At 45.9% G+C, this 15,529-nt stretch carries 11 protein-coding genes; 3 read left to right on the top strand and 8 right to left on the bottom strand.

All coding sequences use genetic code 11. The annotated features are described in order from the left end of the window. From D791_RS10400 to D791_RS10390, 3 genes are all read left to right on the top strand, one after another. A partial coding sequence (locus D791_RS10400) for a hypothetical protein (protein ID WP_036511232.1) occupies positions 1 to 667 on the top strand: 667 nt, incomplete at its 5' end. 104 nt (positions 668 to 771) lie between these two features. Beyond that, complete coding sequence (locus D791_RS10395; protein WP_036511229.1) at positions 772 to 1,314, top strand: PIN domain-containing protein; 543 nt, start codon at positions 772 to 774, stop codon at positions 1,312 to 1,314. A gap of 30 nt (positions 1,315 to 1,344) precedes the next feature. After that, positions 1,345 to 1,560 (top strand): hypothetical protein, encoded by a 216-nt coding sequence (locus tag D791_RS10390; RefSeq protein WP_036511226.1) that lies wholly within the window; start codon positions 1,345 to 1,347, stop codon positions 1,558 to 1,560. Between the two features lie 70 nt (positions 1,561 to 1,630). Here D791_RS10390 and D791_RS10385 read toward each other — a convergent pair whose 3' ends face one another. From D791_RS10385 to D791_RS10350, 8 genes are all read right to left on the bottom strand, one after another. Beyond that, the gene (locus D791_RS10385) at positions 1,631 to 1,978 is read right to left on the bottom strand and encodes a hypothetical protein (RefSeq protein WP_051514418.1); all 348 of its coding nucleotides are present in this window, start codon (positions 1,976 to 1,978) and stop codon (positions 1,631 to 1,633) included. A gap of 597 nt (positions 1,979 to 2,575) precedes the next feature. Beyond that, positions 2,576 to 3,289, bottom strand: coding sequence for a M48 family metallopeptidase (locus D791_RS10380; RefSeq protein ID WP_036511220.1), 714 nt, complete (start codon positions 3,287 to 3,289; stop codon positions 2,576 to 2,578). Positions 3,290 to 3,305: 16 nt separating this feature from the next. After that, positions 3,306 to 6,398 (bottom strand): type I restriction endonuclease subunit R, encoded by a 3,093-nt coding sequence (locus D791_RS10375; RefSeq protein WP_036511217.1) that lies wholly within the window; start codon positions 6,396 to 6,398, stop codon positions 3,306 to 3,308. 101 nt (positions 6,399 to 6,499) lie between these two features. Continuing rightward, positions 6,500 to 7,654 carry an RNA-binding domain-containing protein gene (locus D791_RS10370; RefSeq protein WP_036511214.1) on the bottom strand — a complete coding sequence of 385 codons (1,155 nt, stop codon included), beginning with the start codon at positions 7,652 to 7,654 and terminating at the stop codon, positions 6,500 to 6,502. Beyond that, the gene (locus D791_RS10365; RefSeq protein ID WP_036511211.1) at positions 7,633 to 10,260 is read right to left on the bottom strand and encodes a TrlF family AAA-like ATPase; all 2,628 of its coding nucleotides are present in this window, start codon (positions 10,258 to 10,260) and stop codon (positions 7,633 to 7,635) included. Before D791_RS10365 ends, D791_RS10370 begins: the two co-directional genes overlap by 22 nt. Next, positions 10,253 to 11,704 (bottom strand): restriction endonuclease subunit S, encoded by a 1,452-nt coding sequence (locus D791_RS20040; protein ID WP_036511208.1) that lies wholly within the window; start codon positions 11,702 to 11,704, stop codon positions 10,253 to 10,255. The genes D791_RS10365 and D791_RS20040 overlap by 8 nt, the downstream gene beginning before the upstream one ends. Next, on the bottom strand, positions 11,701 to 12,798 hold the full coding sequence (locus tag D791_RS10355; protein WP_036511205.1) for a PDDEXK nuclease domain-containing protein: 1,098 nt from the start codon (positions 12,796 to 12,798) through the stop codon (positions 11,701 to 11,703). Before D791_RS10355 ends, D791_RS20040 begins: the two co-directional genes overlap by 4 nt. Beyond that, positions 12,795 to 15,251, bottom strand: a complete 2,457-nt coding sequence (locus D791_RS10350) for a type I restriction-modification system subunit M (RefSeq protein ID WP_036511202.1) — start codon at positions 15,249 to 15,251, stop codon at positions 12,795 to 12,797. The genes D791_RS10355 and D791_RS10350 overlap by 4 nt, the downstream gene beginning before the upstream one ends. Positions 15,252 to 15,529: the final 278 nt, after the last annotated feature.

Below are 15,529 nucleotides of genomic sequence, written 5' to 3'. Positions count from 1 at the left end.
GAAAAGTATTGACCATTTAGTAGAAGTTGAATTAACCAACGCGTCGAATCAAGCACAAATGATGATTGACGCGACGCAGGAAGAAATTGATCGCCAGAAAAAATTGGCTGATAGACAAAAATCTTTAGCTGATGACCAGTTGGCTGAAGCAAGGCGCCTTAAGGAGCAAGCAGACCTTGACGCCAGAGAAGCGGCTGAAATCAAGAAAGACGCTATTAAGTTAAAATCAACTCTAGATGACCGTATCCGTCAAATGTCAAAGTACGATGGTGTATTGGGTAAATTTCTTGGGTGGTTTGGCATTACTCAACGGATTGAGAGGAAAGCTGAAGCTAGATTGAACGAGCAGCTATCCAAGCTACGCGGCAAGGTTGACGAACTCAGCAGGCAAGTTGGTAAAGAAAAATCCATGCAACGTCAGCACCGGATTACGGAAGATGCTCTAAAATCGCTTAAAAAGGCACTTTCTATCTCTGTTGAGGACTACCCACATCTTAAAGAAAAAGATGCGTTAGAGAAGCATTTTGTGTATATTCAAGGACTAATCGATGCCAATCAAACAGCTGAACAGTTAAAGGAACGGATAAATACATACATGGAAGAAATAGCGACAGTGCATCTAGGCACATCCTCTTCCCTATCCACTCCAATTACTTTAGATAAGTGACTGGCATTTCATAGAAACTTTTTAGAGTGGAATGCATATCAGATATCCTAAGTCAGTCATTGTCAGACTCTTAGGCTATCTGTAAATCAATAGGATATTTTACTATGAAATGGGCATTTATTGACTATGAAAATATCGGAAGTCTTGGAAAAATAGATCTTGCTTCTTATGAAAGAGTAATCATTTTTCTTGGAGCTAAGCAGCCTAAGCTAGATTTTACAGAAATTAAATACGACCAACCCATCAATATGATGGTGGTCCAACTAAAAGCTACACAGGCTAACAATTTAGATTTTCATCTAGCTTATTACCTTGGAAAGCTTGATTCCGAAGCCAAAGAAAATATTATCTTTGAAGTCATAAGCAATGACGCTGGTTTTTCACCTCTAATTGCGCATATAAAATGCTCTGGTCGACAATGCAAACAGTTGAAAGTCGAAAACACACCAGCAGATAACCAGAAACTAATTCAAAGCCTCAGCTCAAAACCAAAAGAAAAACGACCTCAAAAGGTTGCTAGTCTTCGAAACCACATAGCATCACATCTTGGTATAAAAGGTAATGAGGTAGCGATTCAAAACAAACTCAATCAGTTAGTATCTGCAAAGATAATAAAAATTAGTGGAACTGGGATTGAGTATATCTAAATTTTCAAACAACACTTTAAGGAACATAACTTGGAAGCTTTAATTTATCTAGGGATACTTATCTTCGTCGTTGGTGGAATAGGCACATTGATAGCTGCTTTTAAGACTCATATTTTATGGGGCATTGCTTGTATATTAATTGCACCAGTATCACTAATTTTCTTGATTTTACACTGGGATGTTGCAAAAAATCCGTTCTTTCTTCAATTAGTTGGTTTTGCCACTATGTTTATCGGAGCATATTAAAATCAGCTACTGTTAATTCATTATGGTGTGAAAAAGGCATGATAGTCAAATTTCACACCTCATCTGAAATTTAATCGCACTCACCTAACGATTCAGCAAGGACTTTTGTTAAAGACTGATTACTAAAACCATCAGCTTCAAAGTTACCACCTGCCATAATGATGTTTGCAACCTCTTCATTTTGATCAACTATCTGCACTTTATAATTTGTATCAGTGATGATACAACCTGTGATCAAGCCATCACCAAAAACAGGGTAATTTGACATCACAAACAGATGATCTTCATGTTCACCCCACATGTAGTCATCGTAGCCATTTACAATGTATAGGTGTTTAAATTCATCAGCAAAAGTTTTCGTACCAACCAATGCCAGTAAAGCAACCATTGCAACGAGTGCCAATCTTAACTTTTTCACTCTTCCTTTCCCCTTTGTTAGTTAAGTATTGTTTATAATTCAATAAAACCAAAACATCAATTAATACAAGGTATTAGCATAAACACTTAACAAGGGCTAAATTCAGCTAATTGAGGCTTTACATCAAGACCTGACGTGGCCTATATTACATTCATAGGTGCCATTCGAGTTGAAGATCGTTTTCATAAGAATCGCAATTACAAGAGGTTAAGGGGCAACTTTAGGCACCCGCCACCTCCACCAGACACCCTTCTCAACACTTCCCATACTTTCCCAATCTCCTTGTAAATAAAGGCCTTCCAGCCTATTATGCACTTCACAGAAGCCCAATTTGGTTCACCAAATCCAGGACAAAATGGGGGCATAAATGGGGGCATATTACTATTTCAAAATTCATACCCCCAAATCGATGCCCCCAATCGAATTAGCAGAGGATACCATGCCACTTTCAGACCGTCAGATCAAAGCTGCTAAACCTCAAGAAAAGTCGCAGTGGAATATTACGCCCCAATAATCACCGAACCAGTGAAGTGACCGCTTGGTTAGCTTCGATATGAGCAACTTAAAACTAATTTCACCACGACTAAAACCGACGAATTAGTAAATCCAATTATTGTGTGCCAAAGGCATTCTGTTCAAAAGATCTCGGCGCTCTCGCCAATCGGGAAGCAGCTTATCCATATGTGCTTTAAACCTATCATTATGATTGCGTTCTAGCAGATGCACCAATTCATGTACCAGTATGTACTCTAGGCATTCGGGGGGCTTCTTCGCGAGCTCTAAATTTAACCAAATGCGCTTTGCCTGAGCATTGCAGCTCCCCCATTTGGTTTTCATCTTTTTGACCCCCCAATCGGCAGCTGTAACACCGATCTTCTCCTCCCAAACAGGCAACAACTCAGAGATTCGCGCTTTAAGTACATCTCGGTAATACGAGCTCAGTACCAGCGCTTTGTTCTCAAGCGTTGTTGCGGTGTTGACATATAAATGCAACCGACCACGACCTAGCTTGATTTCATGCTTGCCTGAACGCTCGATCAGATTAAGTCGATAATGCCTGCCCCACAGGTAATGACTCTCACCGCTGATCATTTCTCGATCAGACTGGCGAGGTTGTTTGGCAAAATCTCTCTGCTGTTTCTTAATCCAAGGAATGCGACTGATAACTGCCATACGGATTGCGGTTTCTGTCATAGATTCAGGAGCAGAAACACGCACACGCCCTTCAGGTGGCAACACGCTGATATGAAGGTTTTTAATCGTCTTACGATTTAGCTGCATCGTAATAGAACCAATTTCTACTTTAGGCATTAATATTGTTCTTTACTCATAAATAGTCTTTTTGCGCTTTTGCCAATTCCATTACGCTCTGAATATCCACTTCATAACCCGCTGTTTCTTCTCGCACCGCATTGGCAATTTCTCGTTCCTTGAAACGATCTCCTACCCAGTCCGCTTTTTTGGTATAGCGAATAGCCGTATCAATTTTTGTGGCCAGTAGTTCATCTTGACCAAAATTATCATAAAACGCGCGTTTGGGATTGGAATCCATCGATGGCGGATAGTTAGACGCTGTCTGCTCAGGACGTATAACCTTACGAGACAGCTCGCGGATTTTTTCCAGATACTCTTGATATTCAATTGCTTTTTGGCGACGAAGCTCAATCAGCTCATCCAATAACACCGACATTTGCTCGTAATACTTGGGGTTAACCGGGTTTTCATCGACGATGGTTTTACGCACGTTATTCTCGATAGTTTCAGCCATGGCTTCCTGGTTTTTACGAATACTCTCAGGCAAAGCCTCCACGACATCAGCACCTTTTTCAACGATAAGCTCAATTAGCCCCAGCTCTTCAAAATCCATCAGCACTTCGCTGTCATCCGCACGAATATACATATCTAACAAGTGACGCATCGCAGGCTCAAAGCGTTTCATTTCTACCAAATCGCCACTGGCCAGTTTTACTTCGTCACGGACTTTTTCAAAATGAGCAACCTCTGTTCTGATCGAGTCTACATCTTGCACAGAATAACCTGCATCAGGCAATTCATTGGCGATATTGGCAAACGCACGCAGCAGTTTGGCAACGTTCTGATAAAGCGTTAAGCGCAGCGCTTCTTTCTCCGTAAGCTCATCCTGATTAGAACCAGACTCACCACAAAAATAATGAATGTAGTCTTCAGTGTTTCGCGGGGCCTTTACCGGCTCACACAGAGCTCGCACCATTTCCAGTGCATTGTCCAAGTCCAGCCGGGCTTGCTCTAGGCGGTCTTTTAATAAACCAGCAACATCCTCTTTATCGTAGCCATCGAATGCGCCTTGAGTGTAATCAGAAATTGCTTTATCCAACGAGCGAAACAAGTCCTTGTAGTCGATGATGTAACCGTATTCTTTATCATCCCCATCCAAGCGGTTCACGCGGCAAATCGCCTGAAACAGGTTATGATCGGCCATCTGTTTGTCGATGTACAAATAGGTGGCCGATGGCGCGTCAAAACCGGTTAGTAGCTTATCGACCACGATCAGCAGTCGCATTTGCCCCGGCTCGGCAATGAATTGCTTTTTAACTTCCTGCTCAAACTCTTCAACCCGGTTTGCGGCCTTTTCTTCCGGTTGCTCGAAGTAGTCGGCCAGCATCTTGCGGTAAATATCGTACTTAAAGAGCTTTTCCGTTAAACCTTCACCGGTTTCTTCCCCCTTAATACTCGCAGCACTCGGCTGAAAACTGGTGACAATGGCAACCTTACCGGCCAAGTCGGTTTGGCTGAACATTTCATAGGCCTTACAAGCTTTATAAACGCTAGAGCAGACCAGCATGGCATTACCATAGCCATCCATCAGGCGTGGCTTGGTATCCATATCCAACAGGATGTCATTCACAATCTGCTGTAAACGCGACTTACTGGACAGCACCTTCTGCATGGTGCCCCACTTCTGTTTCAACTGGGTTTTCGCTAATCGAGATAAGCCGCGAGTTTTAGCCTCAAACCATTCATCTACCTTTTTCTGCGAAGTGACATTTTGGTCAATGTCTCGTGCTTCGTAACGTAAATCGAGCACCACGCCATCGGCCACGGCTTCATCAAACTTATAGGTATGAATATAAGGGCCAAACACCTCAACCGATTTTTTCTTGTCCTTCTTCATCAGCGGCGTGCCAGTGAAGCCGACAAACATGGCTTCAGGCAGAATGGACTTCATTGCTTCGTGCAACTTACCTGATTGAGTACGATGACACTCATCCACAAACACAAATAGGTTACCTTTGGCTTTGAAATCCGACGGGAGAGACTTCTTTAACTCGGCAATAAACTCATCCGTAGCAACATCATTATCCGAATCGGATTGCCGACCAAATTTGTGCACTAACGAGCACACCAACCAAGGGTTTGGCTGGTTGAGTGTCGCCACCAAATCAGCACCGCTTTTGGTGCGATAAATGTCTTCCTCAACGCCGGTGAACACTTTTTCAATCTGCTCGTCCAGTTCGGTACGATCGGTCACGATCAACACACGGGCGTCTTTTATATTTTCGCGTATCCATTTTGCCAACCACACCATAGTCAGACTTTTACCCGACCCTTGGGTGTGCCAAATGATACCGCCCTCACGCCTTGCTATATGGCGCTTCGCCGCTTCAATACCAAAGAACTGATTGTGGCGGCAGGTTTTTTTAATGCCGGCATCGAACACGATAAAATCATGGATAATTTGTAGCAAGCGTGCTTTGTTGCACACTCGGCTCAGATGAAAATCAAGCTTGTGCTCATAAGGATTGGCAAACTCCTCCTTCCACTCAAGGTAGTGTTTTTCAGGAGTTTCAATGGTGCCGTAACGCAAGCCTTGGGTGTCGTTACCCGCCATCACCAATTGCATGCTGGTAAAGAAATTGCGGATAAACTCTTTCTTCTGGTTATCCAAGTTTTGGCGAATGCCTTCTGAAACAGACACCGATGAGCGCTTCAATTCGATAACGCCCAGCGCGATACCGTTTACATAGAGCACTATGTCTGGGCGCTTTTTGTTTTCACCCTTAATAGTCACCTCTTCGGCAAGGGCGAAATCGTTCGCTTCAGGGTTCTGCCAGTCAATCAGCCACACAGTTTCGTTTAAATGGCCAGCGCCTTCTTTGTCTTTCACGCCGTAGCGCAGCAGGCGATACACCTCTTTGTTGGCGTAATAGAGCTTTTTGCCTTCGCCCAGCGCTGCTGCCGTATCCAATTGGCGAATCGCACGGTTAATCAATGATTCGCTGACACCGCGTTTTTTCAGCCAATCAACTAGGATTTCGACTTCAATATTTTTATTATTAGCGCGGTCCTGCCAATCGTCTAGGTAGCGATAGCCCAAATCGGTTTGAAAAAACTGAACAATGCGGTTCTGAGTGGCGCGCTCTCGTTGACCTACGTTACTCATTCTAACCTCTAATCAATCCGAAGCTTGTTCCGCTTGCCAATCAAGCAAGGATCAAGCAAATGAGCTTTTGAGCACATAATACTACCAACCATGCTCGCTATTTATTGTGCTCGCTTAATAATGGCCTTGAACGCATTGCCAGCCCTGTCGTCAATAAACTCAATGTCTGGATACGCTCTTATAGCCCGTTTTATGCCACTCCCAAGACCCCGATATGGCAACACTTTTGGAGCAAACGATGCCAAAATTGGGTTTCTAATATTCGAATTACCCATTTTGATGTTTTCTATCGTTAAATTATTGGGCAAGTGACCGGGGCTCACGATTTCAATTCGATCAGCAAACACCAAAACCTTAATCGGTGCGGATACAAAGTAATCGCGATGGATAAGCGCATTGGCAATAAGCTCTTCAAGCACGATTCTCGGAATTTCAGGCTCACCTACTGAGTTGATGCCTTGTTCATTCTGCACATGGCGAATGTTAGCCAACACAAAACCCAGAACTTTTTGGAACACATCAGACAGTTTTCCGTTAATATCCTGGCTGTCGAGATAGTGCTCGTCTTCGATATCAACTCCAGGAAAGGCCACCGCTTTTACAATAAAAATAGGTAAGCGCATTTGTGGTCGTGACGCAAACAACAAAGTGCCGCAGATGTTGAGCTGGCCTTTTTTTGCCAAATTCATGTTTTCAAGCAGTTGAACGCGAGATACGTCTTGGTCTTCAACTCGTTCGCCATATTCCCTCTCGAAAAATGCATCAAAAAACTCTTGGTCTATGTCTGTAACTGAACTACCGCCAACGGGGATCTCATCAGCGTGTATCAGTGCAGCTTCTTGAAACATTCGTTGGAGTTCTTCGCGTGCGGTTACTCTGCGTTTATCTGATCCATTTTTAACCCAAACAAACCCCTGAGTATCCATATAAGGTTTGCTAATACCTTGTTCTATATGAACAACTATTACTAACCCATCAGGTAGCAGGATGTTTTCTGTCACTGGGTTTATAGGGGGGCGGACATTATTTGTCGCCGCATTAGCGACGATTTGATTGATTCGACCTATATCATCTCTAGTTAATCCAGACCGCGAACCATCGTCATTCTTAACTCCAATTAGGATTAGCCCTCCGGCACTATTGGAAAATGCGACCATCTCAGCCCCCAAAGATGAGGCGTTATTAACATCGGCTTTAAACTGATGTCGACTATCTTCATCACGCGCAATAATGGCTAAGAGTTCTTCGGTTTCCATGCTTCATATACCTGCTTACGTTTCTCGAAGGCTTCGGCACCACCTTCCATGATACTTACAATGCGTTGCTGAACTTCAGCACAGTCAATGCTGCCGTTAACTAACGCGATATGGTCATCTCGATACTCACAGGCAATCACCTGCTCAGCATCACCCAGCACCGGAATATTGGCGTTGTGTGTCGCGAAGATAAACTGGGTAGAAGGCTTAAGCTCTCGAATCAGCTTGATGACATCTTCATAGATGGTTTGGTTGTCCAAATCATCTTCTGGCTGATCAATGATTACCACGTCGTTTTCTTGCTGGCTCAACACAAACAGCATCAATGCTGATGCCCGTTGCCCCAATGAGTGGTGCGCCAGTGCTTTGCCGTGATACTCGATAGTAAACACATTCGGCACTTGCCAGGTTAACAAGGCTTCTAAGTTGTCTTCAAAATACTGCCAGAAAGTATCAAAAGACCCGCCAAGCGTGCTTTTCAGCTTTTCAATGTCGCGATAGGCCGATGCGAAATCACTGTATTCATCTACCACACTTTGCAACGTTGCTTCACGAATACGGCTCCCTCGATACAAATCTTGAATGTGCTTAAGCATAGCAGCCTTATGCGCTTTAAATTGAGGAACAATTTTAAGGGGCGAATCAACTCGATTGATCTTGCTCAGCACCTGCTCAATGGTTCGGTACTCCTCCAGCCATAGGTCATTAAGCTGCGCTAATTCACGCTCTAGGGATTGATTCAAATCCGCATACTGCTGCTCGCTTTTGGCTAGTACGGCTAACATTTGCTCGGCTTGGTCTAACAAGCTTTTAAGCTGCTTAAACTCTTGCGGGCTAATAGCCTGTGCACCGGCTTGCTTAAGCTCTGTAGCCAGTTTGCGTTCAATCTCGGCAAACTCTTCTTTTAGCGCCTGCTTTTGTTGCACAAAGCCAGCCAGCTTCTGTTGTAATAGCGCAACCGTATTGTGACCATTGAGCACCGTTTGCTTAATGCCATCAAAGCCAGCAATCAACTGCTGGTAGGTCGCAAAAAAGTCATCAAAAAATATCTGATTTTGGGCAGATTTATACAACGCCTGGTTTTTTAGCTCATCTTCAAAGCTGGCCACAAAACTATTGAGCTCGGATAGATAATGCTCAGCACCTCGAATGACTTGCTGTGCTTTGCGTTCGTCGCGCTCAAAGTCAATTTGCTTTTGTAGCTTAGTTTCAACACCGTGTTGCTGATAGAACTTGAGCTTAAATTCAGCATCTTGCTTTTTCTGCAACCATTCTTGCTTTTGCGTTGCCGCTCGGGTTAGACGCTTAATCTGATTAATCGCATCCACCACCCGCTGCCGACCTTGCTCAATTTTTTGTCGAACGGGCACCAGTGCGTCGCCAAGCAACTTTTCAATCAAATCTTTTTCAAAGCCAGCGCCCGTGCTGGAAAGATCTTTCTGGCCAAAGTAAATCGGCTGATGCAACACCGTTTCACGCACCGACACGCCCGGTTGCAACTGACCGTTCACATACACATCGGCGCGCTCACCCAATATGCGGCGGATTTGATAGGGTTGGCCGCGGCGGTCAATGGCGTCGATGGTAATTTTGCCACCACTACGCAGTAAGTGTTTTACAAGCCCCTCTTTGTATTCCACATCCGACGACTTATCGCCAAAGGGAATATTCAGCGCGTAACGTACACCTTCCAACACGGATGATTTACCACTACCACGGATACCAATCAGGGTATTAAGCTCAGGCGACAGGCAAATTTCGGTACCGCCCAAGGTACCAGCCCCTTCAAAACGGATTTTTTGAATATAAGAATGCTTGTAGCTTGGCAACTCTGCACGGACTCTGGAGGCTTTATCGCGCAGCGCAAACTTAACCGCCTCAAAGCTGAATGAGCCAAGTTTTAGGTAGCTTGCCTCTTTACGGGCCGCCATATCCGCAAGGTTCTTAGCATCACAACCTTCCACTTCAGCCGGATATAAATTACCTAATGCCTGCTGGATTTTCGCGCGCTCATCGCGGGTACGCACTTTTTGAAAAGCCAACGCTCTACGTCTTACTGTCGCGTTATCAAATAAATCTTTAATTCGCCCTGGTGCGAGTTCCTTCCATAAGCCCTTTGGGGCTTCAACATGTGCGAAGATGAGAAAATAATCTTTGTGAAATTTATCCAGCTCACGAACCGTTTCGACAATATCGTGGTTCGAGCGCGCATTTTCATCTTCAAAGTTCGCTATACCAGCGAAAGTCAGGCTAAGAAACGTCTGAATATGGTTGGTTTGTTCTTTGTTATTAAACCACTCATCCGAAAATACTACCAAGGTATGCACACCGGCCTGACCATCTTTGATGGATAACTCAATGCCCGGCAATAAGCCAATGCCTGATTTTTTGGCTTTTTTGCGTAGCGCCTTAAATTCATCAGCATCAAATTTATTGTGGTTGGTGATAACCCCAAGACCAATGCCAGCATTCGCAAGCGCCGCAACATACTGATTAAGATAGTCATTGTCTTCACCAGTATAGGTAAACTCTTTATCAGCGCGAGTATGGAGGTGGAAGTCGGCCTTTAACCAGCGGCTACCATGTTCAAAAACAGTTTCACTCATGCATAACCTCCTTTAATGGCTGGACTAATCTTATTCTGCCAGTCAGTAGTTCTTGCATCATGCCTTGTTTGATTTGGCGGGTTTTGCCAAGGCGTTGCTCCAGTGCCTGAATCTCTGCGTCCATATCGGACAGGATGGTGGCGATGGCGGTTTGTTCTTCTTTTACTGGCAACGATGCTAAAACACGCTCAATAGTGCTGGCATTTAAGCTTGGAACACCCGAAGCCTCGTTGTATTGCATCCAGTCAATCATGCAAAACTTATATAAAATGAATTTTGGATCAGCACAATCTTTAATTTCACAATAGAAAAGAGTATCTACAGTCCAAAATGGCTGATCTGCATATCTAGGCTTATCGATAGTTCCTTTGCGGCCAATCAAAACCGAGGGTTTATTCCAAAGGTATTGGTCTGCCCATCCAATTTGCCCGCCAGTCGCAAAAATGGGTATGGTGCCGTTTGGATTCTCAACGGCTTTCTGATTTTTACCATGCCTGATAGACAGGGTATTACCGAAAGGCACAACCACCCAATCCTCCGGTATTTCACCCAGCTCACTTGGCTTGGTGCCTTTGCGAAGGCCGTCCTGGCCTTCGCCCTTCGGGCCGCCGGTTCCGGCGTGCAAATTCGTTCCCGACGAATTTGTGGGTGTGCCGTCTTCACGCAGGGCGAACTGCGGCAGGCGGGTGCGGCCGGTAAGGAGTTGTTGCATGGTGGCAGTTTTGATGGCCTGTTTTTTTGCGATCAGTTTTTCCAGTTCACTGATCAGCGCATCGACATCGGATAGCGCATTGGCGATGGCGGTTTGTTCTGGTTTGGGTGGAAATGGAAATAGAAAATCTACAGCATCAATAATATTAAACTGCTTCTGAGCCGTCCCGTACTGAACCCCCTCAACTCTTGACTTACCAATACTGGAGTTCATAAGAAAGCAAAGCCAGTGAGAATCGAATTTATCTCCCTTTCTGATAATCATCATTGATGCGCAGTTTGACTGATCGAGTTCAGGTGGTACTACTGCTGTCACGCCAGGGTCACCAACCCTAACTGTTACAAGATCACCAGAATTAAGTCTCGATGCTGGTAACTTTGCATTGCTCTCGGACGTTATACGATTAGCTGATTCCCAGTTAATCTTGTTCTCATTGACATGAGAACCAACCAACATTGGTATATTTCCTCGAGTCGAATAGTAAGAAGATGGGTTAATAACCAACCCAACACTCTGAGATGGTGATATTGCTCTAAGTTTTTTAACTTCCCAATCCCCCGGTATCACTCCAACTTCCGTTTGCTTATAGCCAACCGGAACTGCGTACGAAGCCTCGTCAGCTAAATACTTTGGATTCATTTCTGCAACTTGATCAGTACGTCGGCTATCCATGCCTCCGCCCTTCGGGCCGCCGGTTCCGGCGTGCAAATTTTTTCCCGAAAAATTTCTCATCTCTCTAACTCCTTCTGTTGCAGTTGCGCTATAGCCTGTTCACGCTCGCGCTCCAGCTCCCGTTTCAGCTCTTCTTCTGTGGGCAGGTAGGGCAGGTATTTGGCGGCGAACAGTTGTTTTTGGTCGGCCAGTACTGAGTACTTCACCACGGCTTCGCTTTTTTCGCTGCAAAGCACCAGCCCGATGGTGGGGTTGTCGTCGTCGCCTTTACGCTGTTCGTCATATAGGCGGACATAGTTCGTCGCTCCTTGGCATCCATGCCACCGCGACATTCCGTACTTCCTGTACATATCCATTTGCCACTGTCTTAACCACGCGTACCAACAGAGTGCTAAAAAGCATTTGAGCTTGAAGTTGTAAAACACCAATTCGATGTAGCTCTCTACCTTAAATTCAGCTTCGTCATCAAAGCGGATGCGCTGCTGGCGTTCGACAAAGGCAAAGCCTTTGCCCAGTTCCAGAAGGAATTGTTGCAGGTTGCTGATGATGGCCTGCTCCAGCTCGCTTTCTTGGTAGGTTTTATCTTGCAGGTTTAGAAAGTCGAGAATGTAAGGGTCGCGTAGGTAGTCTTTGGCTGTTTCTGCCAGTGGCTGGGTCTTGGCTTTAGCCTCCTGTTCGACCAAGGCTTTTTCTTGGCTGGTTAACAGGCGCTCGTAGTAGAGCGTGCTGATTTGGCGTTCCAGAGCGCGGGCGCTCCAGCTTTGGCTGATGGCCTCTTGCAAGTACCAATCCCTAGCGGCAGGGTTGTCTATCCGCATTAAGACGCGGTAGTGTGTCCAGCTCAATTCACTACGCACTGCGTCGTGAATTGGAAAGGTGAGATAAAACTGGCGCATATTACGCAAGTTGCCAACATCAAAACCTTTGCCTAAACGCTCAGTGAGCTGCTTGGACAGCTGCTGCAACTGCTGTTTGCCATAGGCCGCACGGCTTTCGCCCTGCTGCTCATCTTCAACAATCAAACGGCCTATTTGCCAGTAGCTCTGTACCATCGCGCTGTTTACGCTTTGGCGAACCTGGTTTCTGGCTTGCTCAATTTGGCTGCTGATGGCCTCGACCAGCCTGCTCAAATCCGTGGGTTGTGGGGCGCTCATAGCGACCACTCCAAGCCCATGGCTTTTAAGTGCCCCGCCACCTTTTCACTCAGCTGATCTACGGATTGGGTAACGGCGGGGAGCGGTTCGCTGTAGCGTTCTTCCAGCTCTTTGACGCGATTAGCCAATTGCTGGGTAACGCGCTCAATTTCAGCGACGATATTGCTTTGCAGTGTGGCCAGCCATTTGTCGTCCACCAGTAGCGCTTTGATGTCTTCTTCATCTAGCGTGCTGTAATGCTTGAAGATGGCCAGATCAAGTTCATCCTGCGCGGTTTTCAACGCTTTTTTGGCAATACTTTCTGCATCCATCCGCTTGCTGCATTGTTGCAACACTTTGCGCTCTTCTGCATCGATAGCCAGTTTTAGGCGGGCTTTCACCGAGGCGGCGGTCACTTTGTCTTTGTCGTTCAGAGCATCGCTTAGTAGGCCTTCGTCAACGCTGTTTTCCTCGACAAAGCTTTCCAGTTCTTGTGTGGCGCTGTCGAGATCGGCCTGTAACTGTTCAATCTGCCTCAATTTGCTACCAAAGAAGCGCTCTGCGATCAGCACAGGTGGTATCAATTCTGCTTTGTACTTGTTCTTGCCAATGACTAGGTCGGGTGTTTCTTTGAGTTTTTCACCTTTCTTGGCGACCAATTCGCGCAGTACTTTACCTGCCTGCCATCCATCTTGAACCAACACGTAGACATCGTCTTGCATGGATTCTGCCCAGTAATCCATTAGGATCTGGTAGATGTCGTATTTACTTAACAGCGGGGTTTGTTCGTAGCCTTGCAGCAGCGCTTCGCTGATACGGTGAATGATGTCTTTAGGCTTTTCTCCCACACTGATCTCATCCAACGCGGCAGCGTTAGACCATTCGATAAAGGGCTGAAGGCTGGCGCTGGCAAAGGCGGTAAATTCTGGATGCGCCAGAATACTGGCTTTTACGGCCGAGGCCTTGACCAGCGCGTTGCTGTAACCTGGGCGACCAGGTGCAAACAAGCTGGCACGGAGGCTGGGGAATACCTGCCAGTAGGCTTGCAGTGCGTCAATGTCACGGTTAGGAATGCCACCTTGCAGGTGAGCGCTTAAGTCGTGCAGGTCTTCATGCTCACTGGCGTCGATATAGCGCGGAATGTTGAGGTTGTAGTCGTTGGTGGCAATCTCACTGAGCGGCACCATGCGCGAGTAACGCGGCAGTTGCAACTGCTTGGTAAAGACATCGACGATTTTGTGGATGTCCTGACTGCGCAGGCGATTTTTATTGCCGTCTTTGGCGAAGCCTTTGCTGGCATCGACCATAAAAATGCCGCTCTTTATATCACTGGCTTCGCCAGTAGCGCTGAGGGCTCTCGCGTTCGCGTGCTCTTTGTCGATGACGATAATGCACGCAGGGATGCCGGTGCCATAAAACAGGTTGGCAGGCAAACCGATAATACCTTTGATGTAACCTTGCTTAATCAGGTTTTCACGAATGCGCGCTTCGGCATTGCCGCGAAACAATACGCCATGCGGCAGAATGACCGCACCTTTTCCGGTGCTTTTTAGGCTTTTAATGATGTGCAACAAAAAGGTGTAGTCGCCGTTTTTCTCGGGTGGAATGCCCCAACTGAAGCGGCCAAATTCGTCTTCTTGCGGGTTGATGCCGCTGGTCCAGTTTTTATTGGAAAACGGCGGGTTGGCCACGGCGAAGTCGAATGTTTTTAACTGGCCGTTTGCTTCTTTCCACTGCGGGTCGGCAATGGTGTTGCCTTTCCAGATTTTAGCGGTGGCGTTGTTGTGCAGAATCATGTTCATGCGCGCCAAGGCGCTGGTGGCGTTGTCCATTTCTTGGCCGAAAATACTTAAGCCACGCGGTGCTTCGTCGCTGGCTTTAAGCAGCAGCGAGCCGGAGCCACAAGTGGGGTCGTATACGGTGGCATCTTGCGGGGTGTTGCTATCAATGCCAATCACTTTGGCCAGAATTTTCGATACTTCCGAGGGTGTATAAAATTGCCCTTTGGATTTGCCTGATTCGGTAGCAAAGTGGCGCATTAAGTATTCGTAGGCATCGCCCAGTAAGTCATCACCATCAGCGCGGTTATCGCCCAGATTTAACCCTTCAAAAATACCGACCAGTTTGCCCAAGCGGTCGACCATTTCTTTGCCTTTGCCGAGCTTGTCTTCATCGTTAAAGTCGGCAACGTCTATCACGCCTTTCAGGTCGTTCTCTTCGGCCAGCGCGCTGATGACTTTATTGATTTTATCGCCGATCTCTTTGTCGCCTTTCAGGGCGACCATATCGTCAAAACTCGCACCTTGCGGCACCACAATCATGCCGTAGGGGTCGCCTTTGTACTTATCGGAAACATACTTCATAAAGAGCATGGTCAGTACGTAGTCTTTGTACTGACTGGCATCCATGCCGCCGCGCAGCTCATCGCAGCTGGCCCAAAGGGAAGAGTAAAGTTCGGTTTTCTTAATGGCCATCGTTATTCCTAAACAACTATACTATTTTGCGTATTTTAAAAAATGAAATTAGTTAGTGACTCAATATGGGCTAGTGTAGCGATGCAGTGTATAGACCCGCAGCAATGAAGTGCTGACTCAGTACACACATTACAAGCCTTCGTGCCTTAGATGTCTGACGCGCGTGTAAATCTCTCCTTAGATCATCTAAGCCTTCCTACTGTAGCAAGAATTTAATTTAGTTAACTTATATAGAAAGTCAGCTTATCGCAAATTGATTGTGCATGTTGACGTAAGCT

The organism is Nitrincola nitratireducens (genome assembly GCF_000585235.1).
Lineage (GTDB): Bacteria > Pseudomonadota > Gammaproteobacteria > Pseudomonadales > Balneatricaceae > Nitrincola > Nitrincola alkalisediminis.
The sequence above is the reverse complement of the archived record's forward strand: the minus strand, read 5'-3'. Positions and strand labels throughout refer to the sequence as shown.